The 24,382-nt window shown below is 71.8% G+C and carries 24 protein-coding genes; 11 read left to right on the forward strand and 13 right to left on the reverse strand.

Annotated elements, in window-relative coordinates; all coding sequences use genetic code 11:
* The 6 genes from ABFX46_RS30480 to ABFX46_RS30505 all read right to left on the reverse strand — a co-directional run.
* Nucleotides 1-1,111: SseB family protein (locus ABFX46_RS30480; RefSeq protein WP_346047372.1), on the reverse strand; the 1,111-nt coding region annotated here is incomplete at its 3' end.
* Nucleotides 1,112-1,189: 78 nt separating this feature from the next.
* Complete coding sequence (locus tag ABFX46_RS30485) at nucleotides 1,190-2,770, reverse strand: TY-Chap domain-containing protein (protein ID WP_346047373.1); 1,581 nt, start codon at nucleotides 2,768-2,770, stop codon at nucleotides 1,190-1,192.
* Between the two features lie 108 nt (nucleotides 2,771-2,878).
* Entirely contained in the window at nucleotides 2,879-4,417 is a 1,539-nt protein-coding gene (locus ABFX46_RS30490; RefSeq protein ID WP_346047374.1) for a hypothetical protein, read from the reverse strand.
* Nucleotides 4,418-4,598: 181 nt separating this feature from the next.
* Nucleotides 4,599-4,847 carry a hypothetical protein gene (locus ABFX46_RS30495; RefSeq protein WP_346047375.1) on the reverse strand — a complete coding sequence of 83 codons (249 nt, stop codon included), beginning with the start codon at nucleotides 4,845-4,847 and terminating at the stop codon, nucleotides 4,599-4,601.
* A gap of 141 nt (nucleotides 4,848-4,988) precedes the next feature.
* A complete protein-coding gene (locus tag ABFX46_RS30500; protein ID WP_346047376.1) occupies nucleotides 4,989-5,720 on the reverse strand; it encodes a cytochrome b/b6 domain-containing protein in 732 nt (243 codons plus the stop codon).
* Nucleotides 5,707-6,411: a molybdopterin-dependent oxidoreductase gene (locus tag ABFX46_RS30505; RefSeq protein WP_346047377.1), complete on the reverse strand. Its 705-nt coding sequence runs from the start codon at nucleotides 6,409-6,411 to the stop codon at nucleotides 5,707-5,709. The genes ABFX46_RS30500 and ABFX46_RS30505 overlap by 14 nt, the downstream gene beginning before the upstream one ends.
* A gap of 94 nt (nucleotides 6,412-6,505) precedes the next feature.
* Between ABFX46_RS30505 and ABFX46_RS30510 the strand changes: the two genes are divergently transcribed.
* The 3 genes from ABFX46_RS30510 (at nucleotide 6,506) to ABFX46_RS30520 (ending at nucleotide 11,474) form a co-directional block, all read left to right on the forward strand.
* A complete protein-coding gene (locus ABFX46_RS30510; protein WP_346047378.1) occupies nucleotides 6,506-7,087 on the forward strand; it encodes an HhH-GPD-type base excision DNA repair protein in 582 nt (193 codons plus the stop codon).
* 334 nt (nucleotides 7,088-7,421) lie between these two features.
* Nucleotides 7,422-9,554: a SpoIIE family protein phosphatase gene (locus ABFX46_RS30515; protein ID WP_346047379.1), complete on the forward strand. Its 2,133-nt coding sequence runs from the start codon at nucleotides 7,422-7,424 to the stop codon at nucleotides 9,552-9,554.
* Between the two features lie 252 nt (nucleotides 9,555-9,806).
* Entirely contained in the window at nucleotides 9,807-11,474 is a 1,668-nt protein-coding gene (locus ABFX46_RS30520) for an RNA polymerase sigma factor (protein WP_346047380.1), read from the forward strand.
* A 91-nt stretch (nucleotides 11,475-11,565) separates the two neighbouring features.
* Here the strand turns inward: ABFX46_RS30520 and ABFX46_RS30525 are convergent, their stop codons facing one another.
* The gene (locus ABFX46_RS30525; RefSeq protein ID WP_346047381.1) at nucleotides 11,566-12,309 is read right to left on the reverse strand and encodes a YaaA family protein; all 744 of its coding nucleotides are present in this window, start codon (nucleotides 12,307-12,309) and stop codon (nucleotides 11,566-11,568) included.
* A gap of 47 nt (nucleotides 12,310-12,356) precedes the next feature.
* On the opposite strand from ABFX46_RS30525, the gene ABFX46_RS30530 reads away from it, so the two are divergent.
* Nucleotides 12,357-13,064, forward strand: a complete 708-nt coding sequence (locus tag ABFX46_RS30530) for a GNAT family N-acetyltransferase (RefSeq protein WP_346047382.1) — start codon at nucleotides 12,357-12,359, stop codon at nucleotides 13,062-13,064.
* Nucleotides 13,065-13,246: 182 nt separating this feature from the next.
* Here ABFX46_RS30530 and ABFX46_RS30535 read toward each other — a convergent pair whose 3' ends face one another.
* From ABFX46_RS30535 to ABFX46_RS30555, 5 genes are all read right to left on the reverse strand, one after another.
* Complete coding sequence (locus ABFX46_RS30535; RefSeq protein ID WP_346047383.1) at nucleotides 13,247-13,477, reverse strand: DUF7455 domain-containing protein; 231 nt, start codon at nucleotides 13,475-13,477, stop codon at nucleotides 13,247-13,249.
* Between the two features lie 119 nt (nucleotides 13,478-13,596).
* A complete protein-coding gene (locus ABFX46_RS30540) occupies nucleotides 13,597-14,670 on the reverse strand; it encodes an ABC transporter permease (RefSeq protein WP_346047384.1) in 1,074 nt (357 codons plus the stop codon).
* The gene (locus ABFX46_RS30545) at nucleotides 14,667-15,569 is read right to left on the reverse strand and encodes an ABC transporter ATP-binding protein (RefSeq protein ID WP_346047385.1); all 903 of its coding nucleotides are present in this window, start codon (nucleotides 15,567-15,569) and stop codon (nucleotides 14,667-14,669) included. The genes ABFX46_RS30540 and ABFX46_RS30545 overlap by 4 nt, the downstream gene beginning before the upstream one ends.
* 133 nt (nucleotides 15,570-15,702) lie before the next feature.
* Entirely contained in the window at nucleotides 15,703-16,374 is a 672-nt protein-coding gene (locus tag ABFX46_RS30550; RefSeq protein WP_346047386.1) for a class F sortase, read from the reverse strand.
* Between the two features lie 4 nt (nucleotides 16,375-16,378).
* Nucleotides 16,379-16,870, reverse strand: coding sequence for an SH3 domain-containing protein (locus tag ABFX46_RS30555; protein ID WP_346047387.1), 492 nt, complete (start codon nucleotides 16,868-16,870; stop codon nucleotides 16,379-16,381).
* Between the two features lie 518 nt (nucleotides 16,871-17,388).
* Here ABFX46_RS30555 and ABFX46_RS30560 point away from each other — a divergent pair.
* Nucleotides 17,389-19,479 (forward strand): DNA gyrase/topoisomerase IV subunit B, encoded by a 2,091-nt coding sequence (locus ABFX46_RS30560; protein WP_346047388.1) that lies wholly within the window; start codon nucleotides 17,389-17,391, stop codon nucleotides 19,477-19,479.
* 60 nt (nucleotides 19,480-19,539) lie between these two features.
* Here ABFX46_RS30560 and ABFX46_RS30565 read toward each other — a convergent pair whose 3' ends face one another.
* The gene (locus tag ABFX46_RS30565) at nucleotides 19,540-20,433 is read right to left on the reverse strand and encodes a hypothetical protein (RefSeq protein WP_346047389.1); all 894 of its coding nucleotides are present in this window, start codon (nucleotides 20,431-20,433) and stop codon (nucleotides 19,540-19,542) included.
* A gap of 216 nt (nucleotides 20,434-20,649) precedes the next feature.
* Here ABFX46_RS30565 and ABFX46_RS30570 point away from each other — a divergent pair, with 216 nt between their 5' ends.
* The 6 genes from ABFX46_RS30570 to ABFX46_RS30595 all read left to right on the forward strand — a co-directional run bounded on the left by ABFX46_RS30570 (nucleotide 20,650) and on the right by ABFX46_RS30595 (nucleotide 24,368).
* Nucleotides 20,650-21,132 (forward strand): hypothetical protein, encoded by a 483-nt coding sequence (locus tag ABFX46_RS30570; protein WP_346047390.1) that lies wholly within the window; start codon nucleotides 20,650-20,652, stop codon nucleotides 21,130-21,132.
* Complete coding sequence (locus tag ABFX46_RS30575) at nucleotides 21,129-22,265, forward strand: sensor histidine kinase (protein WP_346047391.1); 1,137 nt, start codon at nucleotides 21,129-21,131, stop codon at nucleotides 22,263-22,265. The genes ABFX46_RS30570 and ABFX46_RS30575 overlap by 4 nt, the downstream gene beginning before the upstream one ends.
* Before the next feature lie 11 nt (nucleotides 22,266-22,276).
* Nucleotides 22,277-22,921, forward strand: a complete 645-nt coding sequence (locus ABFX46_RS30580) for a response regulator (protein WP_346047392.1) — start codon at nucleotides 22,277-22,279, stop codon at nucleotides 22,919-22,921.
* Nucleotides 22,922-22,995: 74 nt separating this feature from the next.
* Nucleotides 22,996-23,337, forward strand: a complete 342-nt coding sequence (locus tag ABFX46_RS30585) for a hypothetical protein (protein ID WP_346047393.1) — start codon at nucleotides 22,996-22,998, stop codon at nucleotides 23,335-23,337.
* Between the two features lie 90 nt (nucleotides 23,338-23,427).
* Nucleotides 23,428-23,790: a nuclear transport factor 2 family protein gene (locus tag ABFX46_RS30590; protein ID WP_346047394.1), complete on the forward strand. Its 363-nt coding sequence runs from the start codon at nucleotides 23,428-23,430 to the stop codon at nucleotides 23,788-23,790.
* An 11-nt stretch (nucleotides 23,791-23,801) separates the two neighbouring features.
* Nucleotides 23,802-24,368: a hypothetical protein gene (locus ABFX46_RS30595; protein ID WP_346047395.1), complete on the forward strand. Its 567-nt coding sequence runs from the start codon at nucleotides 23,802-23,804 to the stop codon at nucleotides 24,366-24,368.
* The last annotated feature ends 14 nt before the right edge of the window (nucleotides 24,369-24,382 follow it).

The raw sequence follows: 24,382 nt of genomic DNA on the forward strand, positions 1-24,382 counted from the left end.
GCGCCGGCGGTGCCCGCGCGGGCGGACGCGGCGGGGCGGAGCCGCCGCGCGGGTCTGTGGGCGCCTGTGGCGGCGCGGCGGCGGCTGGGGACGCCTCCGGTCGGCCGGGCGCCGGTTCGGGCCGCTGCGGCGCCCTGGGCGCCTGCCGGCCGGCGCCGCCGCGCGGCGGCTTGACGCCCCGGGTCCGGGTGCGGGTGGAGGGCCCGGCCACGTGCACGTCCGTCGGGACCGGCGGCGTGGGCGTGGCGCGCCTCCGGGGCTCCTCCGGTTCGAGGAGCGCCTTGGCGTCGAGGTAGCAGGCGCTCGGCAGGCCGGGGTTGACGGCGAGCTGCCATTCGGGGTGCGGCCAGTGGCGGGCCAGCTCCGCCAGCGACGCCTCCCGGTGGTGGACGGCCTGCCCCTGCAGGGAGCGGTCCATCGCCTCGGGCGAGGTGAACGCCAGGACGAACGTGCCGTCCCCGAACTGCGCCGTGGCGAACTGGTGCCCCGCCGCCGTCGGCTCGCCCGGCGACGGCAGGTACAGCGTCGCGCGCGCGAGGATCTCCAGGTAGCCGTGCTGGTCGCCGCTCTCCCGCGCGTCGGTGAGCGCGGTCTCCAGGGCGGTGCCGGACGGACGCGCGGCCCGCGCCGCGTTCGCCGCGGAACGGCGCTCGTCCTCCGGGACGGCCAGCGGGATGCCGAGGCCGGGCAGTGCGAGCGGCCCGCCGTCCGGGCCCGCCTTGCTCGCCTGGTAGACCAGCTCCAGCGGCGACTCGATGCCGTACACGTCGCGGAAGGCGCCGACCATCTGCCCGGCGAGCATCGCGCACGCCTCCAGGTACTCGGAGGTCGCGCGGCCGCCGCGGTCACGCCAGGTGAACCGGTCCCACCAGTTCTTGCGCTCCTCCTCGTCCGGCGGCTCCCAGCCGAGCGTCCTGAGGCGCCGCTCCTGCCGCGGCGCCAGCGGGCGCGGCAGGAACGCGCTGCCGACCGACTCCGCGTCCAGCACGCCCTCGGACCGCATCGCCTGGACGTAGGGCAGCCCGCTGGGGCCCTGCACGATCAGGAACGACTTGACCGGCAGCCGCGAAAGCTCCAGGGTCAGCCGTTTGGAGAAGTCGTTCCAGTCCACTCGGGATCCACTTTCACGTCCGCGGGGCGAGGATTCCGTACTTGACGGTAGCCGACTCGACGGTAGCCGAACGGCGCGTCACTCGGCCCAGGGAGCCGGAACCGCGTCCGCCCGCACCGGCGCCCAGACGCCGCCGATGGCGTCGTACACCGCGAGCGGCGTCTCGTCGCCGTCACCCGCCGACCGCCAGAGGCGCGTGCCGTGGGGCAGCCTCATCGGCGCGCCCGCGGGCCTCCGCTCGGGGACCGGGGCCCTGGACGGCGCACGGTCGGGCGCCCTGTCCGGCGTCCGCTCCGGTGCCCGGTCGCTCGGCGCCGGGACGGCCGTCAACGGGTCGGCCGTCGGCGGGCCGATCGGGGGCGGGTCGCTCGGCGGCGGGTCGTCCGGCGCCCTGCCCGCCGGCTTGTCGGCCGGCGCGCCCAGCGGCGGCGCGGGCTCGCGCGCCGCCGGCTCCGCGGACCCGGCCTCCAGCGCGGCCCTCAGGTCCGCCGCCGTGTACGGGTCGATCGCCGTGTGCGAGTCGTCGTAGGGGCCGTCCTCGCCGGGGCCCGCGCCGTTCACACCGGGGTCCGCGCCGTTCGCGCCGAACGCCGAGCCGTTCAGACCGGGGGGCGCGCCGCCCGCGACGGGGTTCGGCCCGGAGAGGGCGTGCGGGTCGACCGTCCCGTACGGGTTCGGCGCGTCCGGCCCGGCGGCGGGGGGCGCCGCGTCCCGGCCGCCGGTCAGCCGCCCGAGGACGGACGAGTCGAGCAGCACCTCGCTCGGCAGCCCCCAGTTGATCGCCACCCGCCAGGCCGGGTCCGGCCAGCCGGACGCGAGCCGCGCGAACGACGTGCGGCGGTACAGGCCGGGATGCCGGTCGCCGGTGCGCGCCAGCGCGCCCGGAGAGGTGAACACGGTGACGTAGGTGTCGCCGCCGATCGCGATGGTGGGGAACTCCGCGCGGTCGGGGTCCTCCACGGCGGAGGCGCTCGCCGGCAGCACCAGGTCGGCGCTCTCCAGCAGCGTGAAGTAGGTGGTGTTGTCGCCGTTCGCCTTGGCCTCGGCCAGCCGGGGCTCCAGGAGATCGGCGTCCGCGCCCGGCACGCCCTCCGTCGAGAGCGGCATCGGGGTCCCCGCCGGGGGGAGACCGGCCGGCAGGGGGCCCGTCCCGGACAGGGCGCCGCCGGACGTGCCCCGCCGCTGCTTCACCCGCGACGGGTCGGCGACGTCGATACCGAAGTCGAGCAGTTCGATGAGGCCGTTCCCGTGCCGGTGGAACGACTCGTACACGAGGTCGGAGGGGCGCCGGACGCCCTGGACGTCCCGCAGGGCGGTGACCATCACGTCGGCCAGCCGCGAGTAGTCGCCGTCGGTGACGCTCAGCATCCCGCCGGGGACGCCCGCCTCCGGCAGCTCCGTCCACCAGTTGCGCGGGGCGGGGTCGGCGGGCGGGCGCCAGCCCGCGTCGCTCATGACCTCCTCGTCGGCCAGCGTCAGCAGCAGCGGCCCGTCCAGGAAGTTGTTGCTCACGGCCTCGGCATAGAGCCGGTCGGGCTCGCGCATGGCCTGGACGTAGTGACGGCTCTCATCCCGCTCGCGCACGATGAGGATCGTGTCGCGCTCGAGCCCCGCCAGCTCACGTCCCAGCCGCCGGGCGAACTCGGACCACTCCAACAAGATCACTCCCTACGACCGGGGGCCGGCCCCGCGGGCCCCCGAGACCCGGCGAGACCATGCCCGGGTCCCGATGATTGTCGCAGGGGGCGCCGCGCGCAAACCGGGAGTTCACCCGGGCGGGGGTTCGTGACGCAGCACACGCAGGGCCTCGCGGAGGGCGTCCGGATCGTCCCCCGAACGGTCCATGACGCCGATGAGCTTATGCAGGATCTCGTGCCGTTCGTACCCGACGTCCAGCAGCGCCTGGGCGGTGGTCCACAGCTGCGGCGGGCGGCCGTGCCACAGCATCTCCGCGAGCGCCTCGTGCGCTTCGAGGTGCGCCTCGTCGGCCCCCGGGTGCTCGAACTCCAGGATCGCGCGGCGGTCGTCGGGATCGGCCGGGTCCAGCTTCGACAGGTTGATGAACCCGTGCCTGCCCGACCTCCGGTGGGTGCCCGACAGGAAGGGCATCGCGAACGCGCGCCGGGGGAGCGCTTCGAGGTCGCCGTCGGGGAGCAGCCGGGCGACGAGGTCGCGGTCGAGGCCGAACGCGGCCGGGTCGCGGTAGGCCTCGGCGAACTTCGCCGTCGCGTCCCACAGGGCGTCCAAGGTGGCCCTGATGCCCTCCTCAGGAAGGCCGGTGCGCTTGCCCGCCCACCGGACCCAGGCGGCCAGCACGTGGGGGACCGCTTCCTGTTCCGACGGGGACAGCAGAACCTTCCTCGGCAGCCAGTCGAGGAGGAACATCTCGCATTTGACCGGCGAGACCCGCAGCGGCCGGCCGAAGTCGTGGGTGCAGCCGTAGTCGATGATGCGGTCCGCGCACCGGCTCGCGGCCGAGAGGTCCGACAGCCCCTCGGCCTCGTCCGAGGCGAGGAACCGGGCCGCGATCGTCGCCCGCCTGTCGCGCCCGTACACCGGCGGCTGGGGCAGCCGCCCGCCCGGAGGGAGGATGTCCACCCGCGCGCGCACGAACGCGTGGTAGGACCCGAAGTTCTCGTTCACCGGCGGGTCGTCGATGCCGTCGGTGAGCTCCAGGGCGCTCTGCAGCAGCGCCTTGGCATCGCGCGGGTCGAGCTCCTCGAACCGCATCAGCGGGTTGTCGCGGCCTTCGCGCCGGCAGTTGTCGAGGAGCGTGTCGACGCGGGAGGAGACCCACGCGTCCCGGACCATCCCGCTCACCGGCGGCGGTGCGGCCGGTGCGGAGGGGCCGAACGGGTCGGCGGACGGCCGGACGGCCCCGGCCTTGGTGCGGTCGACCACGATGACCAGGGCGTGCCGCTCGGTGCCGCCGTAGGTGTAGGTGCAGACGATGGAGTCCTGGTCGCCGTAGACGTCCCTGGAGACGAAGCACCCCTCGGGCTCGACCATCCCCACGCGGTCGGCCCATCCCGGCCGCCCGACGCCGCCCGCCATCAGCTCCAGCGCCGCGCGTTCGGCCTTGGCCGCCTGCCGGGGCGTGCCCATGTAGGCCATCCCGGTGAGCAGCGCCAGCGCGGCGGGCGTCCCGGCGGCGGCCGCGTAGTCGGCGAGCGCCTCGCCGATGACCTCCTCGACGTCGCCGCCCGGGACCCGGTGGCCCCACCAGGAGCCGAGGATCTCGCTGACGATCAGTTCGGCGTCCAGGGGGCTGCGCACGGCGAGCAGTTCGCGGGCGTGCCGGAGCATGCCGTCGAAAATCGCCGAGACCTCGTCCGGGGGGTGGGAGCCGTCCCGGGCAGGATCCCCGGAGGAGCGGCTGGGGCTGCGGGGACTCACCCTCCTAGCCTCTCAGATCCCGCGCGGACGATGTCCAGGACATGGCCGAAGATCCGCATCCGCGCGGGCGGCCGCTCGGTCGCTCGGCCGCTCAGCCGTCCGCGCCTCCGCCGGGGACGCGCCCGGACGGCGGCTCCGATTTCAGGACTCCGGTGAGATGCTCGCGCGCCATCCGCTCGACTCTGGCGGGCGTGGCCTCCAGCCCCAGGTGGGCCATGCACGCCTGGACGTCGGACACGCACCGCCGGACCGCCTCCGACGGAAAGGTGGCGAACTCGTCGCAGAGCCGTTGTGCGAGCGCGTCGCGGGTCTCGCTCCGGTGATCGGCCAGTGCAGGCATCTTGCGCACACCTCCGCGCACGGGGTTCCGGCGGGCGGGGACGCCGCCGGCCGAGGCGGAGCGCGGCACGGGCCGACCCTGGCGGAAGCCTCCGTGGAAACCCCGCCTCGATGTCCCATTCCAGCGCTTTTGCGGGGAGAGTCAAGACATGTCGGGGCGGCGTTCGGCAAATTCTGGACCGGCTTCGGCCGACGTCCCGGTGCCGGACCGGTCCGCCCGGGCCCGGCCCGCCCGGCCCGCCCGGTCCTCCCAGGCGGCGTGGTGGCGCGCCGCCCAGTCGCGGCGGACCCGCCCGGTCAGCATCCCGGTGAGCGCGTCCCGGTCCCGCAGGGCCTCCCACAGGTGCCCGGCCGTGACCACGGCGATGAGGAGGAAGAGCCAGTCGTGGACGAACGTGGCGCCCGTCCGCCACCGGTCGCCCCACGGCCCGGGGAACGCCATGATCTCGCCGGTGCCGAGCATGACCAGGACGGCGCCCGCCGTGAACGCCGCGTTGAGCTTCTGCCCGGCGTTGAACTTGCCCACCGGCAGGATCCCGCGCCCGTTCCGCACGGCCCTGCGGTCGCCGCGCCTGAGCCATTCCCAGTCGTGCGGAGCGAACCTGTTCAGCCGCGACAGATCGGCCCTGAACGCCCGGGACAGCAGCCCCAGCACGATCGGCACGGGCAGAGCGAACCCGCACCACACGTGCACGGTCTTGACCATCTCCCTGCGGCCGACCAGCGTCGACAGCACCGGCAGGTAGAGCAGCGCGGCCGTCAGCAGGCAGGCGAGCATGAGCAGCGCGGTCACGTGGTGGATCGACCGCTCGGCCCGCGTGAACCGCACCAGCCACCCGTGCGTCTCCCGGCGGTGCATGTCATGTCGGGGCATCGTCACGCCCGTTCGACCGCCCGACCCAGGCGTCCACGTCGTAGCCGAGGTTCTCCCAGTAGCCCGGCTCGACCTTGTCGGTCAGTTCGATGCCGCCGAGCCACTTGAGCGACTTGTAGCCGTACATGGGCGCCACATAGAGCCGCGTGGGCCCGCCGTGGTCGTGGGTGACCGGTTTGCCGTCCATCTGGGTCGCCACGAGCACGTCCTTGCGGCGCGCCTGTTCCAGCGTCAGCGACTCCGTGTAGACCCCGTCGAACGACGTGAACTTGACGGCGGTGGCCTGCGGTGACACGCCGACCGCGTCCAGCAGGTCGGGCAGGGCGACGCCCACCCAGTGCACGTCCGGAACACGCCAGCCCGTCACGCACTGGAAGTCGCGGTCCAGGACGGTCTGGGGGAGCCGCGCCAGATCGGCCAGCCGGAACGCCCGCGGCCTCTCCACGAGGCCGCCGACGGTCACCCGGTGGGTGGCGGCGCTGTGCCGCTTCACGCCGTAGGCGACGCTGTAGTACCGGAACCCTCCGGCGGCCGGTAGCACGTCCCCGATGGGTCCTACCGGTGCCAGGGCCTTGCTCACCTTGTCCTGGACGGACGCTCCCACGGCGACCCCCGCTACGCCGAGGCCGAGCATCCCGAGCACGACCCGCCGTCCGACGGGGCTGCCCTCCGCCCGCTCTTCCTCGCTCACCGCTCCATTCGAGCACCGCGGGCCGGGCGCCGCCAGCGCCCGGCGGCGCACGTAAGACTTCTGACAGATCTCGGGGGCGCCCTAAGCTGGCCCCATGGCCACGAAGGTTCACCTCGCACAGCGTCCGGAAGCCGACGAGCTGCTCGGACGCAGCCCGCTGGCCGCGCTGGTGGGCATGCTGCTCGACCAGCAGATCCCGATGGAGTGGGCCTTCTCCGGCCCCTACACCATCGCCCAGCGGCTCGGCACCGACGACCTGGACGCGCACGAGATCGCCGCCTGCGACCCGGAGCGGTTCGCCGCGCTCCTGTCGGAGAAGCCGGCCGTCCACCGCTACCCGGGTTCGATGGCCAAGCGCGTCCAGCAGCTGTGCCAGTACCTGGTGGAGAACTACGGCGGGGACGCCGAGCGGGTGTGGAAGGGCGTCGACAGCGGCAAGGAGCTGTTCAAGCGCCTCAACGCCCTCCCGGGCTTCGGCAAGCAGAAGGCGCAGATCTTCCTGGCCCTCCTGGGCAAGCAGTACGGCGTCCGCCCGGACGGCTGGCGCGAGGCGGCCGGCGCCTACGGCGACGAGGGCTCCCACCGCTCGGTGGCCGACATCACCGGCCCCGAGTCCCTGGCCAAGGTGCGGGCCTTCAAGCAGGAGCAGAAGGCCGCGGCCAAGTCCGCCAAGTAGGGCCGCCAAGGAGCCGCCGAGGGGGAAGACACACCCGGCGTGGGCGAGTTGACGCGCCGTCACGGCCCGGGGCCGTAACATCTTCTACTCGCCGTCCCGGGCGGCCGCCTCCCGCGTCCGCCTGCGACGGTGTCCGAATCCGACGTGTTCGCCCGAGGCCGGAGGGACAAGGATGTTCAGCAGGGCTTCCGTACACGGCGAACCATCGGGATGATGAATACCTGACTCCGACCGGTGTTGTGATGGAGGCGGGAGCGCTAGCCTGCTCCCATTCACTCATAGTGATGAAAACTTGCCGCGCGGTACGGGACCCTCTGGGGCGGAGGTGTTGTCCTTGAGCACCGAGACGTCCGTCCCGCATCCCCGCGTCTCAGGGGTGGAGGGGCAGCCCATGGATGCGTCCGACGCCGCGCTGTACGCGACCTTGCTGAAGGAGGCCCCCGGCGGGCTGGCGTTCTTCGATCGCGAACTGCGCTGCCGCAGGGCCAACGACGCGCTCGCCGGGCTGCTCGGCGTGCCCGTGCGCGAGCTGCACAAGCGCAGACCGTCCGAGGTGCTGCCCGAGCCGCTGGCCGCGGCGTTCGAGACGGCCCTGCGGAAGGTGGCCGACGAGGACCGCCCGGTCAGCGACCTGGACCTCGTGGTCCCGGGCCGGGAGGCCGGGGCGCCCGAGGACGCCTCGGGCGTCGCCACGGCCGTCGAGGAGCGCATCCTGGCGTGCACGTGGCTGCCCGCCCGGAACGGGGACGGCGAGCACCTCGGCGTCGTCCTGACGGCGCTCGACGTGACCGAGCGGCGCCGCGCGGAGGAGGTCATCCGCCGCAAGGAGCAGCGCTACCGCTCGCTCGTGGAGGCCAGCGCCCAGGTGGTGTGGGTCGCGGCGCCGGGCGGCGGCGTGATCGACGACGCGCCCGAGTGGCGCGCGATCACCGGGCAGACGCCGGACGACTACGCGGTCGGCGGCTGGCTGTCGGTGGTCCACCCGGAGGACCGCCCGCGCATCGAGGCCGCCTGGCACGACTGCGTCGAGGAGAACCGGGTCTTCGAGACCAACTACCGGATCCGCACCAAGACCGGCACCTACCGGCACTTCGACGTCCGCGCCGTGCCGATCTGGCAGGGCGACGCGGTGATCGAGTGGGTCGGCGCCAACACCGACGTCACCGGCCAGCGCGAGGCCGAGGAGATGCGCGGCCGGCTGACCGAGCAGCTGTCGGCGGCCGCGCTGCGCACCGCGCGCCTCCAGCAGGCCACCTCGATGCTCGCCGAGGCCCTGACCGTCTCCCAGGTCGTCCAGGTCATCACCGAGGTCGGACGGTCCGCCATCGGCGCCGACTACTCGGCCGTGGCGCTGCTGGACGACGACAAGCTCCGCCTCAGCATCGTGGCGCCGTCCCAGCAGGGGGAGGGCGAGACCGGCCCGCCCTCCCGCGACGACATCAAGGTCAGTGACCAGACCGTGATGTCGGTGGCGGTGCGCGAGAGCCGGCCGTTCCTGGCCGAGCACCCCGACAGCCTGCGCCTGCAGCTCGGGCACGGCGAGCGCGACCTGTTCGCCCAGCACACCGAGGAGCGCGCCTGGGTGGGCCTGCCGCTGCTCGCGGCGGGCGCCCCGATCGGCGCCCTGCGCTTCTCCTTCACCCGGCCCCGGGAGATCACCGAGGAGGAGCGGGTCTTCCTGGAGGCGCTGGCCGGGCAGTGCGCCCTGGCCGTCGAGCGCGCCCTGCTGTTCGAGCGCGAGCACAAGACCGCCGAGGAGCTCCAGCGCAGCCTCCTGCCGAGCGACCTGCCGCAGCTGCCGGGCATGGTGCTGGCCGCCCGCTACAACCCCGCGACCCGGCACGTCCAGGTCGGCGGCGACTGGTACGACGTGTTCCGCCTGCCGGACGACCGGCTCGCCGTCGCCGTCGGCGACGTCATGGGCAAGGGCGTGCTCGCCGCGGCCGGAATGGGCCGCGTCCGCAACGCCCTGCGCGCGCTCGCGCTGAACGATCCGCGCCCCGCCGCGGTCCTGGCCGGCCTCGACCGGCTGTTCAGCGCGACCGAGGACGAGGAGCAGTTCACCACGGTCGCGTACGTGGTCATCGACCCCGAGACCGGGCAGGGGGAGTTCAGCAACGCGGGCCACCCGCCGCCCCTGCTGATCTCGCCGGACGAGCCCGCGCGCGTCAGCACGCTGGAGCCGGGAACGCCGCTCGGCTGGCCCAGCCAGCGGCAGCAGACAAGTTTTTCCATCGAAACCGGCAACACTGTGGTCTTCTATTCCGATGGACTTGTGGAGAACCGTAGGCGTGGGGTGGACGCCGGGCTGCACGAGCTGGTCGCCGTGGCCGCGGACGCCCCACCTGAAGTGGTAGGAGATCCCGAGAGAGTCGTCGACTTCCTGGTCGATCGGATGCTTGCCGGATATGAGCAGGTGGACGATGTGACCGTGCTCGCCCTGCACGTCCCGCCCGAGCCCGCGTGAAATCCGCCTGAGACCGCGTGAAGACGGAGTAGCACGTTCGAAGGACCGCCCGGCGCCCTCTAAGGTGGAGAGTTACCGGGTAGGACTTCAGGGTGGAACGCGCAGCAGTGCCAGAATGCTTGACCCAGACAGAGCGGGTACGCTGCGGTCCCGCACCGGTGGTCCGCTCCGTGTGTGGTCCCACCCAGTGTGAGGCCGGGCCCGTCAGGGCACTTGGGTCAACCAAGCCACACGTTCGTTCGAGAGGTATTTGTGTCGCCTGCTAGCTCGACCTCGAAAGCGTCGGATCTGCACGATCACGTCATCGCGCAACTGATCGAGCGTGGACGGTCCCAGGGTTACCTCGAAGCCGACGACGTACGCCGTACGTTCGAGGAGGCCGACATCCCCGTGTCGAAGGCCTCCAGCATTTTGCGGAGCCTCAGCAAGGAGGGTGTGACCGTCATGGTGAGCGCTGCCGACTCCGCGGCGCCCAAGCGTCCGCGCAAGCGCGCGACGCCGGCGGCGCGCAGGCCGAAGACCGCGGCCGCCGCCAAGGAGCAGCCCGACACGGTGACCGCCGTCGTCGGCGACGAGGCGCCCGAGGAGGCCGCCGCGGAGCCGCGTCCGGCCGCCGCGAGGCCCGCGGCCAAGAAGGCCGCGCCCGCCAAGGGCGCGAAGGGCGCCAAGGCCAAGAAGGCCGCGCCCGCCAAGAAGGCCGCCGCCGTGAAGGCCGCGCCCGTCAAGGCGGCGCCGGCGAAGAAGGGCGCCGACCCCGAGGTCGAGGACGAGGTCGAGGTCGACCTCGACGAGGACCTCGCCGACCTCGACGTCGAGCTGGAGGACGACACGGCCGCCGAGGTCGAGGAGTCCGAGGCCGACGAGGAGGAGGCCGCCCCGGCCGCGCCCGCCGCGAAGGCCGCCCCCGCCGGCAAGCAGGGCGCCGACGGCGCCCCGGCCGAGGAGGAGGGCTTCACCCTCGGCGACGACGACGAGGACGCGCCCGCCCAGCAGATCGCCGCCGCCGGCGCCACCGCCGACCCGGTGAAGGACTACCTCAAGCAGATCGGCAAGGTCCCGCTGCTCAACGCCGAGCAGGAGGTGGAGCTCGCCAAGCGCATCGAGGCCGGCCTGTTCGCCGAGGAGCGGCTCGCCGTCTCCGGTCCCGCGATGTCCGAGGAGGACCTCGAGGACTTCGAGTGGATCGCCGAGGACGGCCGCCGCGCCAAGAACCACCTCCTGGAGGCCAACCTCCGCCTGGTGGTCTCGCTGGCCAAGCGCTACACCGGCCGCGGCATGCTGTTCCTGGACCTCATCCAGGAGGGCAACCTCGGCCTGATCCGCGCCGTCGAGAAGTTCGACTACACCAAGGGCTACAAGTTCTCCACGTACGCCACCTGGTGGATCCGGCAGGCGATCACCCGCGCGATGGCCGACCAGGCCCGCACCATCCGCATCCCGGTGCACATGGTCGAGGTCATCAACAAGCTGGCCCGCGTGCAGCGGCAGATGCTCCAGGACCTGGGCCGCGAGCCCACCCCGGAGGAGCTGGCCAAGGAGCTCGACATGACCCCGGAGAAGGTCGTCGAGGTCCAGAAGTACGGCCGCGAGCCCATCTCCCTGCACACGCCCCTGGGCGAGGACGGCGACAGCGAGTTCGGCGACCTCATCGAGGACTCCGAGGCCATCGTCCCGGCCGACGCGGTCAGCTTCACGCTGCTGCAGGAGCAGCTCCACTCCGTCCTGGACACGCTCAGCGAGCGCGAGGCCGGCGTGGTGTCGATGCGGTTCGGCCTCACCGACGGCCAGCCGAAGACCCTGGACGAGATCGGCAAGGTGTACGGGGTGACCCGCGAGCGCATCCGCCAGATCGAGTCCAAGACCATGTCGAAGCTGCGCCACCCGTCCCGCTCCCAGGTCCTCCGCGACTACCTGGACTGACCCGGCGGGCCGACGCTCCAACGAAGAACAGGACCCTGCGCCTACGCGCGGGGTCCTGTTCTTCGTGCGTTCGGTAGCGGGTGCCGGGGCGTCAGTCGTGCAGGATGACGTCGAGGTTGGGGCCGTTCAGCTCGACCGTGTGCCCGAGGTCGGCGACGGCCTTGAGGAGTTCTTCGGGGGTGCGGGGCGCGGCACCCGCCTTGAGGAGGTCGTGCGCGATCCGTCCGCGGGCGGCCTTGGCCATGTGGCTGACGACCGTCCGTTTGGGGGCGCCGCCGACGAGGCGTTCGCGGAACACGCGGACGGCGACGGCCGGCTGCGGCGCCTTCCACGCGGACGCGTACGGCCCGGAGCGCATGTCGACGACCAGGTCGCCGTCCTGCGGGAGTGCCTTGCGCATCGCCGGGCGCCACAGCGTCCCCAGGCGGCCCGCAGGCGGCAGGGACACCGCCATGGCCAGCCGGTAGGGCGGGACGCGGTCGGTGAGCCTCAGCGCGCCCCACAGGCCCGAGAAGACGATGATCTGCTCGGCCGCGGACCCGGCGTCCAGGTCGGGGAGGTCGAGGTTGTCGTACAGGACGCCGGTGTAGAGCCGGGCGACCGTCAGCGTGGGGGCCTCGTGCAGGACCTTGTTGCGGGCCAGCGCGTCGTCCGCCTGGCCGGGCGGCAGGGCGAGGACGTCTGCCGCGTCCTTCCGCTTGCAGGCCCTGCCCAGGGCCGACAGGACGCGCTTCCGTACCGGGTTCAGCTCCGGGAAGCTCAGCGAGGCCAGGTCGAGGGGCGGACCGTCCCCGTCGGTAGCCTTCTTCTCCGACGGCGGCAGCAGGATGTGCACGATCCCCCCGAAAGCGGTGACAGATGGCGCGTTCCCTGGAAGCACGGTTGGGCGAACTCGTCGCCGGGGCATGGCCCGCGCCGTCCACCAAGGATATGGGCGGCTGGCTGCTGCGCCATGCCGACGGGGTGACCAAGCGGGCCAACTCAGTCCTGCCCTGGGGCGACCCAGGGGACGTGGGTGCGGCCGTTGAGCGCGCTGAGCGCTTCTACACCGAGCTTGGGCTCCCCACCGTGTTCTCGGTGGACGCCCAGGCGCGGCCCCAGGGAATCGACGAGCTCCTGGAGGAGCGCAGCTACGAACTGGTCGATCCGACGATCGCGATGGCGACCGAGCTGTCCGGCCCCTACGAGCGGGACGGCGTGGAGATCGCCGAGGCGCCCTCCAGCGGCTGGCTCGACCTGTGGTGGTCGGTCGACGGCCGCTACGACCACCAGTTGCCGATGGCGGAGAAGATTTTGACCGGTGTGCCGGCCGGGTACGCCTCCCTGGACGGCGTCGCCGTCGGCCGCGGCGTCCCGCAGGGGGAGTGGCTCGGCATCTACGCCATGGCCGTCGCGCCGGAGGCGCGCAGGCGGGGCCTGGGGCGCCGCGTCCTGCGGGCGCTCCTCGGCTGGGGACGCGAGCAGGGGTGCGAGTCGGCGTACCTGGTCGTCGTCGAACGGAACGCCCCGGCCAGGGCGATGTACGCGTCCGAGGGCTTCGCGGAGGCCGGGGGCTATCACTACCGAGTGAAGAATGTCACCGGCAGGTGAGAAGTGCGTGGTATCAGTGATCGGCGTCACAAGGAACGACCGGATCTAGTGACAATATGTAGTCGAACAATGACTCTGTGAAGTTGACCTGATTCGGCTCCGCAAAGGGTCGAACGGGCGAAATGCGAACGGCGGCCACCGTCTCGGGTGACCGCCGTCCCTGGGGTTTCTATTTGGGAGAACTACCGCTCCTCGGGGGACGCGGTGGCCGGGCTTTCGATGAGCCGGTCGGACTCGTCCTGTATGTCGGCCCCGTTGGCACGGAGCGCCTCTGCGTACTTGCGTCCATGGTGGGCGCAGAACAGAAGGTCGCCGCCGCCTACAAGGACAGCTCGGACGTAGGCCTGGGCGCCGCAGCGGTCGCATCGGTCGGCGACGGTCAACGGCTTGGTTGGGGCAAGGGCTCCAGTCACGGCACCTTCCTCATGCTCGGGGTCGGTACTTAGGACAACATCTAACCCGACGCTGGCGTTCCCAACCTGGTTCTTCGTACGCCCACAGCAGAATGGCCCAATTAGTGACCGAGGTCACATTAGGCGGCCTCCCATCGGAAGAGGCGCACGGCGATCAGCGCGCCGACCACCGCGACGCCCACCAGGACGCCGATCTGGGGCAGTGCGGACATGGGCCCGAGACCGCGTCCCATCACGTTCAGCATCCCCTCGTTCAGGTACCGCAGCGGGAAGATGTAGGACAGCGTCTTCATCCAGCCCGGTGCCGCGTCCAGCGGGAAGAAGGAGCCGCCGAGGAACGCCATGGGCAGGACGACGAGCTGGGTCACCGCCTGGGCGGTCTCCTGCGTCTTGGCCCACGCGCCGATCAGCATCCCGATCGACAGGAAGGCGAGCACGCCGGCGATCACCATCGGGATGGACATCCACCAGGCGCCGCTCAGTTGCAGCCCGAACATCGGGAGCTGGGCCACCAGCACGAACAGCGCGAACTGCACGAGCGCGATGGCGAGGCTGACCGCGACGCGCGCGGCGAACACGGTGGGGATCGGGGCGGGGGAGAGCTGGAGGCGGCGCAGGATGCCCTTGGTCCGCCAGGACACCAGCGTCTGGGACGCCCCGAAGACGCCGGCCGACGCCAGCGCCCACCCCAGGAGGCTGGGGGTGAAGAACTGGATGGCCTTCAGCGAGTCGTCCTCCACCTGCTGCGCGGACATCGTGTAGGTGGGCGGTTTGCCCGTCGCCTCCTGGTTCGCGGCTTGGACGATCGAGTCCATCAGCCCCCGCACCGTCCCCGACTTGACCTGGTCGGCGGCGGAGTAGTGGACGACCAGCCGGTCGCCGCGCTGCTCCACGGCCGCGTCCGCGTCGCCCTTCTCCACCTTGCGCAGGGCGGCGGCGCGGTCGGTGGTCCTGGTGACCTTCATGACCTTGCCGAGCTGCTCGGCGCCCTGCGTGACGGCCTGCTCCAGGATCGGCGCCTTGCCGACCTCCACCACGTTCACCTTGGACGTCGTCTGGTGCCCGAAGATCCCGCCGAAGATGAGCAGGAACATCAGGGGGAACAGGATGGTGAAGAACAGCGCGGTCCGGTCCCGCTTGAAGCCCAGGTACATCGCCCTGGACAGGCTCTTGAAGCTCTCGAACGTGCTCACGCCCTGTACTCCCGTCCGGTGAGCTCCAGAAAGACGTCCTCAAGGGTGGCGCCGCGGATCTGGACGCCGTCCAGGGCGTCCTTGGCCGCCATGGCCGCGACCACCGCCGACGGGTCGCGGGTCGTGATGGTCAGCGAGACGCCGTCGTCGGCTGCCTCGTCCGCACCCGGCAGCAGCCGCGCGTCCGCGAGGTCGAGGACGCCGCTCGCCACGCTGATCCGCGCCGGGGCGTCCAGGCCGCGCACCAGCACGGCCGGCGGGCCCAGCCGGAGGATGCTGCCCGCGTCCATGATGGCGACGCGGTCGCAGAGGATCTCCGCCTCGTCCATGTAGTGCGTGGTCAGCACGACCGTGCGGCCCTCGGTGTTGATCCGGCGCAGCAGGTCCCAGAGGTTGCGGCGGGCCTGCGGGTCGAGCGCCGCGGTCGGCTCGTCGAGGAACACGAGCTCCGGGTCGTGGACGAGCGCGCAGGCGATGGACAGGCGCTGCGCCTGCCCGCCCGACAGCTTCTCCACCCGGACGTCGGCCTTGTCGGCCAGCCCCACCAGCTCCATCATCGCGTCGGCCTTGCCCGAGGGGACGCCGTAGAGGGAACCGAACGTCTGCAGTTGCTCGCGGGTGGTCAGCCGCTCGAAGAACGACGACGCCTGCAACTGGACGCCGATCCTCGGCAGCAGCCTCGGATTGCGCGGCCAGGGGGAGAGCCCGAGCACCGAGACGTCCCCCTCGTCGGCCTTGCGGAGCCCCTCGACGATCTCCAGCGTCGTCGTCTTCCCCGCGCCGTTCGGGCCGAGGATGCCGAAGAACTCGCCCTCCTCGACCCCGAACGTCACCCCGTCCACGGCCTGGACGTCCCCGTAGCGTTTACGGAGGCCCGAGACCTCGATCGTTTGCACCATGCCCAGGACGGTAAGAGCGGATCAGACTCCTGCACACCCACCTAAAGGTGGACGTCAAGGTCTAGAAGTCGAAGGGCGGGAGGCCCGGCTCCGCCGTACGGGCCGCCTTCCCCGGGACGTCGGGCGGACGGGGTCACGAGGCGTCGTCGATCATCGAGGCGTACACGATGATGTTGTCGACGTAGTGGCCGCGCGCGTGGTCGAACGCCCCGCCGCAGGTGACGAGCCGCAGTTCGGGGCGGCCGCGCCCCCTGTCGTCCCCGCCGTCTCCGTAGACGGCCCGGGTGGGGAACTCGTCCTTGGCGACGCGCTGGATCCGGTCGATCCGGAACCTCGGCGCCGTCCCGTCCGTGCGGACGACCTGAACGGTTCTGCCCGGCCGGAGGGCGCCGAGTTCGAAGAATGCGCCGCGCTCCTTCTTGGAGTCGACGTGCCCGACGAGAACGGCCGGTCCGTTCTCGCCCGGAGTCGGGCCGTTCTCGTACCAGCCCACCTGGTAGACCTTGCTCAACGGCGGGACCTCGATCGCTCCGTCCGGTCGAATACCGACCGGAACGACCGGAGCATTGATTTTCACGGCCGGTATCTTTATGCGTCTCGGAGTCGATGGCGGAAGTGCGCGTTCCGCGGCATCGGCGCTCGTGTCCGCCGGCCGCGGTGCCGTGACGTCCGCCGCCGGCGGCTGGGGCGGGTGCTCGGGACGGCCGGTCCACCAGCCGACGACCAGGACGAGCGATCCGATCGCGATCAGGGCGGCGGCCACCCGGAGCCGGGCCGGGCGACCGCCGCCATTTCCTCTGATCATGCGATCAGGACTGCCCCTCCGAGCGCCGGCGCCGCGCCGTGAGCGCGATGCCGCCGCCCAGCGCGATGGCGCCCAGGCCCGCGCCGGTGGTGGCGAGCATCGGGCCGGTGACCTGCGCGGACATGCCGCCCCCGCCGGTGTCCGCGCCGCCGCTGGGCTTGATGGGGCTCAGGTAGGCCCCGTCCACCCACTTGCCCACGAGGTTCTTCGCGACACCGCCGCGGAGGCGGGTCCAGCTCGTCGGCTTGGCCTTGCAGTCGGCCGTGACGTGCTGGCCGTCCTTCACGGTCCCGACCACGCGGAACTTGACGCTCGGACCCGTGCGGACGTTCAGGTTGCGTCCCCTGGTCACGACCTTGTAGGCGCAGGTCTTCGCCACTGCCGCGTGGCCCGTGGTGGGCGCGGCGTACGCGGTCCCGCCGCCCAGGAGAGCGAAGCCACTGGCGGCCACGCCTGCGGCCGCGAGGGCGATGCCGCCGCGTGCGGTTGTCCTCATGTTCCATCCTCCAAGTGATGCTCACGGTGATGCCGGAGGTGTCCGACATCTCGCAAGACGCCTCCCCGCGTTCTCTTCGGCACATGGTTCCCGGCCAGCAAATATTGGTGCTGGCGGAAACGTCCGCTCCCAAAAGTCGATCACCTGAAGGCCAATATGAAGCGGGGCTTCAGCGGAATAAAACGTACATTGCACATCAAATGCATCAAAGGGTGTGCTGATTGCTCTATTAACGACTTACGCCCGTGGAAGCGACGATGCTCGCGGGCATCCGTTGGGTCGCGGCCGCTCGGGTCCTCGATGGCGGACCCGCCGGGCGCCGTCCGGGCACCGGGTCGGGTGGTCGCGAAGCGGCGGGAGACCGGCGGGGGGCGTGCCCCGGCGCCGGGCTCCGCCGGGTCCGGGGGCGGGGCGCGGGTCGCCCGCCGGAGGGCCTTTCGGGCGAGCCTTGCGGTGGATTGTCGGCGGCCGGGGGTACCCTGCTGCCGACTGTCCTACCCCCGAGGAGCGCACGCACGTTGACCGCCGCGACCGCCGAAGCGACAACCGAAGACCCGCACGGCTACTCCGCCCGGCACCTGTCGGTGCTGGAGGGGCTGGAGGCCGTCCGGAAACGACCCGGCATGTACGTCGGGTCGACCGACAGCAGGGGTCTCGCCCACTGCCTGTGGGAGATCGTCGACAACTGCGTCGACGAGGCCCTCGCCGGCTACTGCACCCACATCAGCGTGACGCTCCACGCCGACGGGTCCTTCGAGGTGGGCGACAACGGCCGCGGTATCCCCGTCGACCTGGAGCCGAAGACCGGCCTGCCGGGGGTCGAGCTGGTCATGACGCGGCTGCACGCGGGCGGCAAGTTCGGCGGCGTCTCCTACACCGCGTCCGGCGGGCTCCACGGCGTGGGGGCGTCCGTGGTCAACGCCCTGTCCGCGCGGCTGGACGTCGAGGTCGACCGGGACGGCCACACCCACGCGATCAGCTTCCGGCGCGGGCTGCCCGGCGAGTTCGCCGACGAGGGGCGGCCCAACGCCCGGTTCAAGAAGAAGTCGGGCCTGCGGCAGACCCGCAAGGTCGCCAAGAAGGTCACCGGCACCCGCGTCCGCTTCTGGCCCGACCTGCAGATCTTCCTGAAGGACGCCACGGTCGAACAGGAGCTCGTCCTCGACCGGATGCGGCAGACCGCGTTCCTCATCCCGGGCCTCACCATCGACGTCCGCGACGAGCGCGGCGAGGAGATCGTCGACGAGACGTTCCGGTTCGACGGCGGCATCAGCGAGTTCTGCACCTACCTCGCCAAGGACACCGCGATCGTCGACGTGCTGCGCCTGCGGGGGCGCGGCCACTTCACCGAGACCGTCCCCGTCCTGGACGACCAGGGCCACCTGACCCCGACCGACGTGGAACGCGACCTGGAGGTCGACGTCGCGCTGCGCTGGGGCAGCGGCTACGACACGATCACCAAGTCGTTCGTCAACGTGATCGCCACCCCGAAGGGCGGCACGCACCTGCGCGGCTTCGACCGCGCCGTCCTGAAGGTGCTCAACGAGCAGCTCCGCGCGACCAAGCTGCTGAAGAACGGCGACGAGGACGTCATCAAGGAGGACGTCCTGGAGGGCCTCACCGCGGTGGTGACGGTCCGGCTGCCCGAGCCGCAGTTCGAGGGCCAGACCAAGGAGGTCCTCGGCACGTCCGCGGCCACCCGCATCGTGTCGCAGGTCGTGCTGCGCGAGCTCCGGGCGGTCTTCGAGAACCCGTCGCGCGGGCAGAAGCAGCAGCTCCGGGCCGTCCTGGAGAAGGTCGTCGGCGCGGCCAAGACCCGCATCGCCGCCCGCACCCAGCGCGACAACCAGCGGCGCAAGAACGCGCTGGAGAACTCGGCGCTGCCGGCCAAGCTCGTCGACTGCCGCACCACCGACGACCGCAGCGAGCTGTTCATCGTCGAGGGCGACTCGGCGCTCGGCACCGCCAAGCTCGCCCGCAACTCCGAGTTCCAGGCGCTGCTGCCGATCCGCGGCAAGATCCTCAACGTGCAGAAGGCGTCCGTCGCGGACGTGCTGAAGAACGCCGAGTGCGCCGCGATCATCCAGGTGCTCGGCGCCGGGTCCGGCCGCACGTTCGACGTGGAGGCGGCCCGCTACGGCCGCGTGGTGATCCTCGCCGACGCCGACGTCGACGGCGCGCACATCCGCACGCTGCTCCTCACGCTCTTCCACCGCTACATGCGGCCGATGCTGGAGGCCGGGCGGGTGTTCTCCGCCGTCCCGCCGCTGCACCGCATCGAGCTGATCAAGCCGCGCAAGGGCCAGGACAAGTACATCTACACCTACTCCGACGCCGAGCTGCGCAAGCGCCTCGTCGAGCTGGAGCGCAAGGGCCAGCGCTGGAAGGAGCCGATCCAGCGCTACAAGGGCCTCGGCGAGATGGACGCCGACCAGCTCGCGGAGACGACCCTCGACCCGCGGCACCGGGTGCTCCGGCGCGTCCGCATCGAGGACGCCGAGGAGGCGGCGAAGGTGTTCGACCTGCTGATGGGCAGCGACGTCGCGCCGCGCCGCGCGTTCCTCACCGCCAGCGCCACCGAGCTGGACGTCGAGCGCATCGACACCTGACCGCACGGGTGGCGGGGGGCGGGGCCGCACCCGTGGTGGACGGCCCCGCGACGACGTGGATCAGTCGCCGATCTTGAGGTTGCGGAAGGTCTGGACGGGGTCCTGCGCGCTCCGGGCGGACAGCGTGTTCGCCGACTGGTACGGCGCGGTGGCCATGTAGAGCTGGAACGACGCCGCGTTGTTCCCGGACGCCGACGGCAGGCCGGCCTTCCAGTCGATGACCGGGCCGAAGAGGCCGCACCCGTTGGTCTTCGGCACCGCGAACGTCGTGTCCTCGGTCGGCATCCGCAGGATCGGCGGCCTGCTGAACGGGTCGTTGACGTCGCCCTCGGTCACCACGGTGATCTTGGCGAAGTCGATGCCGAGGTTCAGCTTCAGCGGGTCCTTGTTCGAGCCGATGAAGCAGCCGTTGCCGATCGCGTCGTTGAGCAGCTTGATCTTCAGGTTGATCGCGGTGGTCGGCAGGTTGAAGTCGAACCCGCCCGCGTACTTGGCCTGCACCCGCACCCGGTTGTACGGCAGGTCGTCGATCCCGCCGATCGGCAGGCCGAGCAGGCCGAGGACGCCGCCGGGCACGGTCATCGGCTTCCCGGTCATCGTCACGCTGGTGTAGACGGCCGGGTCGGACCACGACGACTGCACCGCCTGGATGACGGTCCGCATCGGCTGGGTGATCTCCTGGGTGAGGCCGCCGAGCTTCATCGAGCCGCCGGTCACGACCAGCTGGAGGCAGGTCGCGAGCTTCGGGTCCTGACCGGCGGGCAGCGGCGGGCACTGCTTCGCGAAGTCGAACGACGGGACGTCCGGCGGCAGATCCCGCGGGGCCGCCGGCGGGGCCGCCGGGGCGGCGGGGGCCTGCGGCGCGGCGGCCTGGGCCTGGGCCGGGGCCGCGGCCATGCCGAGCGCGAGGCAGGCGGGCGCCGCCGCGAGGGCGGCGCGGGAGAGGAGTTTCACAGGCGTCGAGGGCCTTTCTCGCGAGGTGGCGCGGGACCGGTGTTTGGAGCGGTCCACGCACGAACCTCGATCTAAAAACAACATCGTGTCTAATAACAAGATCGTTAAGGTGTCCACATCCGGTCAGGCCGTGCGGGGTGTCCACCCCGGGGTGGAGAGCGGGATTCCAGCCGTGCGGCGATCCGCTCCGGGGGTGCCGGTCCTTAGCGTCGGGGCATGAACACGCTGGACAACGTTCTGCTGGGCCCCGCGGCGCCGGCGCTCGTCCTCTACCGGCAGCTGCGGACGCGCCCGGTCGACGAGCGCCGGATGTACACCGTCCCGCTCGTCCTCGCCGTGGTGGCGCTCGCCCAGGGCGGGCTGATCGACAGGGGCCATCCCGCCCTCAGCGCCGCTCTGCTCGCCGGTGAGGCCGTCGCCGCCGTCGGGCTCGGCGTGCTGCGCGCGGTCACCGTCCGGCTGTGGCGGGAGGACGACGGCACGCTCTGGCGGCGCGGCACCGGCTGGACGCTCGCGGCCTGGCTCGTGTCGGTCGCGGTCCGCGCGGGGTTCGCCGGCGCCGGATACGCCGCCGGGATCAGGCCGGCGGCGGGCGGCGTCCTGCTGTTCCTCACCGCGATGCTGCTCGCGCAGAGCCTCGTCGTCGTCCGCCGGGCACACGGGCTCGCCCGGTTCGCACCGGTTAACGTCGGATCGTGAACTGCAAGGCGGGGGCCAGGGAGCGGCTCGTCCGGCTGCTCGTCATCGGCATGCTGGTGACATGGGGCCTGGTCGCGTACGTCCGGGGGCTGCTGAGGGGCGACCCGGCCCCGGCACTGCACGGCGTCGGCCTGGCCCTCGTCGTCCTCAACGTGGTGATGTTCGCCCTGCTGGGAGCCGGCATCGCGATCGGACGGGACAAGGGCTCGCCCTGGCGGGGGACGGGGATCGCCCTGCTGCTGCTGGCCGTGGCCACGGGGATGGCGCTGTACGCGATCGTGCCGCACGCGGGCGGCGGGTTCTTCTTCTGCATGGCCGGCCTGTGGGTGCTGCTGATGCGGCTGCCGCTGCCCTGGGGCATCACGGTCAGCGTGCTGACCGTCGCCGTGATCGGCGGGCTGGGGGAGGCGCTCCGGACGGGCGGGGCCGACTTCGGCCTCATGTCGGCGTTCGCGGGCCTCACGCTCGGCGCCGTCGCCAGCCGCCAGGGCGCCGCCGCGCAGGAGGCCACCCGCCGCGCCGAGGCCGCCAACGCCGTCCTCGCCGAACGGTCGCACCTCGCCCGCGAGATCCACGACATCCTGGCGCACTCGCTGTCGGCGCAGATCGTCCACTTGGAGGGAGCGCGGTTGCTCCTCTCGCGCGACGGCGACCGCGTCCAGGCCCTGGACCGCGTCGAGCGCGCGCGGAACCTGGCGCGCTCGGGCCTGGAGGAGACGAGGCGCGCCCTTGCCACGCTCCGTGGTGAGGTACCGGAGCCCAGGGAGGTGTTGGCGGAACTCGCCGAGGAGTTCTACGCCAGCACGGGCCGTCCTTGCGACGTGCAGGTCACGGGTTCACCGCGCGAACTGTCACCCCAGGCGGGGCTCGCGGTGGTGCGCACCGCTCAGGAGGCGCTCACGAACGTCCGCAAGCACGCGCCGGGCGCGCGTGCACGGGTCATCCTGCGCTATCTGCCCGGCAAGGTGGAACTTGAAGTGACCGACAGCGGCGGCACCGAATCGGTCATCGAGCTGAACGGAGGCGGATACGGCCTCGTCGGCATGCGGGAGCGCGCCGAGCTGATCGATGGGACCCTGGTCACCGGACCGGACGGCAAGGGGTTCCGGGTGTCCCTCCAAGTGCCGGCGTGACGGGAGACGCGGTGAAGACGAGGATCCTGGTCGTCGACGACCAGACCGTGGTGCGCGAGGGCCTGGTCCTCCTCCTGGAACTGCTGCCCGGCATCGAGGTCGCCGGTGCCTGCGGCGACGGCGAGCAGGCGGTCGCGATGGTGGCCGAGCTGCGTCCCGACGTCGTCCTGATGGACCTGCGGATGCCGCGCATGGACGGCGTGGAGGCGACCCGCCGCATCAAGGAGGCCCACCCGGACGTCGGGATCGTCGTCCTCACCACCTACGCCGACGACGACTCGATCTTCGCCGCCCTCCGCGCCGGCGCCCGCGGCTACCTCACCAAGGACGCCGGCGCCGACGAGATCGCCCGAGCCGTCGCCGCCGTCCGGGACGGGGCGTCCCAGCTCGACCCCGCCGTCCAGCGGCGCCTGGTCGAGGCCGTCACCGCCGACGCGCGCCCCCGCCGCGGCGGCCTGCCGGACGGCCTGACGCGGCGCGAGGCGGAGGTCCTCGCCCTCATCGCGCAGGGGCGCTCCAACGGCGAGATCGCCGGCGACCTGTTCATCTCCGAGGCCACCGTCAAGACGCACATCAACAACCTGTTCGCCAAGGCGAACCTGCGCGACCGCGCCCAGGCCGTCACCTACGCCTACAAGCACGGCCTCACCGGCTGATCATCGGTCATCGTCCGGCAAGGCATCGGTCAAACCGGGCACTGGCGTGTCGTCGCGGGCCCACGATGAGGACCGTGCTGAGAACCTGCATGATCGCGGACTACCTGCGCCCCTACGCGCAATGGCGGATCGACCGCCCCGGCCCCCGCAACGCCCGCGCCGCGATCGGCCTCATCGACGCGGCCGCCTACGTGACGCACCTGGACGACAGCTCCCGCGTCATCGTCCGGATGGCCGTCGCCGGATGCTTCGCCCTGGGCCGCTTCAACCCGGGAGCCGAGGGCGAGGAGATCATCCGCTCCTGGCACTACGACGACGCGACCGGCGGTCCGTCCGAGCTGCTGGAGGCCCTCGCCGCGTCCGCCGAACGCGGCCTGCAGCCCCGTCCCCGCGAGCCCGAAACCACGCCTGCGTAACTAGCCCGCTGTGATTCCGCGGCTGCCATTCACTCCTGTAATTACGCCCGGCTCTCCTTAACCAATCGATCGCTTGTTACGCTTCGCTCCATGCCGACACAGGAGCACATGAAGCAGGCGCTTCAGACCTACATCGACGCCTTCAACGCCGCCGACGCCGCGACCATCTCCGGCCTCTACGCCGACGACGCCGTCGTCGAGGACCCGGTCGGCAACCCTCCGATGACCGGCCGCGCCGCCATTGAGGAGTTCTACGCGAACGCGATCGCCAGCGGCGCCAAACTCACCCTGGACAGCCCGATTCGCGGCTCCCACGGTGCCCGCGCCGCCATGGCCTTCACCATCGACGTGTCCGGCATGCGCATCCGCGCCATCGACGTCATGACCTTCGACGAGGAAGGCAGGATCAGCCGCATGGAGGCCTACTGGGGCCCCGACGACATCGAATCCTGACCCTCCACTCCGTGAATAATGCACGCGGTGCGGAGACGTTCGACCTGGCCGCCAGATTCCCCGACCAGGTCTTCAGGCGAGATCTCGGAGAGTCGCTCTTCTGCGAGTTCGATGCGGTTCTCACCCCGGAATTCTGGCCGGCGCTCAGTGAGATGGCCCGACGGCATGGTGACGATCACGTCGAAGTGCTGGTCCTCGAGCCGGACTGTGATTCGTTCTACCTGCCGGAGCACCGGATGTATCCGGCGGCGTCGCTGCCGGTCGACGCCGGACCGGACGGCTACTGGGCTGCGATCGGCTACGAGCCGGGGGATGACGCCCTGGGCCCGATCGCTATATCAGCCCAGGTCATAGCCATGACCGGAGCTTCCGGGCGGTGGGGCTGCTGGGGTGAACGGGATCCTGAGATCGCGGTCTTCCAGGGATTCCCAGATGCTGCGACGAAAAATTCCTGGCGTGAGCGGTTCGGGCCTTTCGCGGCGGTGGCGGGCGCGTTGCAGACGTATCTTCCGCTGACTTTCGCCAACCGGACCGTCCCGGACGAGTACGCAGAAACCCTGACCGCCAACTATGCCTGAGTGTACCCTCTCGC

The organism is Actinomadura chokoriensis, from assembly GCF_039529475.1.
Taxonomy (GTDB): Bacteria; Actinomycetota; Actinomycetes; order Streptosporangiales; family Streptosporangiaceae; genus Spirillospora; species Spirillospora bangladeshensis.

Bases quoted from the DNA above. Each gene is read 5' to 3' on its own strand.
- ABFX46_RS30550 (WP_346047386.1), bottom strand. From the start codon at position 16,374: ATGATCAGAGGAAATGGCGGCGGTCGCCCGGCCCGGCTCCGGGTGGCC.
- ABFX46_RS30555 (WP_346047387.1), bottom strand. From the start codon at position 16,870: ATGAGGACAACCGCACGCGGCGGCATCGCCCTCGCGGCCGCAGGCGTG.
- ABFX46_RS30590 (WP_346047394.1), top strand. From the start codon at position 23,428: ATGCCGACACAGGAGCACATGAAGCAGGCGCTTCAGACCTACATCGAC.
- ABFX46_RS30490 (WP_346047374.1), bottom strand. From the start codon at position 4,417: ATGCTCCGGCACGCCCGCGAACTGCTCGCCGTGCGCAGCCCCCTGGAC.
- ABFX46_RS30570 (WP_346047390.1), top strand. From the start codon at position 20,650: ATGAACACGCTGGACAACGTTCTGCTGGGCCCCGCGGCGCCGGCGCTC.
- ABFX46_RS30545 (WP_346047385.1), bottom strand. From the start codon at position 15,569: ATGGTGCAAACGATCGAGGTCTCGGGCCTCCGTAAACGCTACGGGGAC.
- ABFX46_RS30495 (WP_346047375.1), bottom strand. From the start codon at position 4,847: ATGCCTGCACTGGCCGATCACCGGAGCGAGACCCGCGACGCGCTCGCA.
- ABFX46_RS30510 (WP_346047378.1), top strand. From the start codon at position 6,506: ATGGCCACGAAGGTTCACCTCGCACAGCGTCCGGAAGCCGACGAGCTG.
- ABFX46_RS30500 (WP_346047376.1), bottom strand. From the start codon at position 5,720: ATGCCCCGACATGACATGCACCGCCGGGAGACGCACGGGTGGCTGGTG.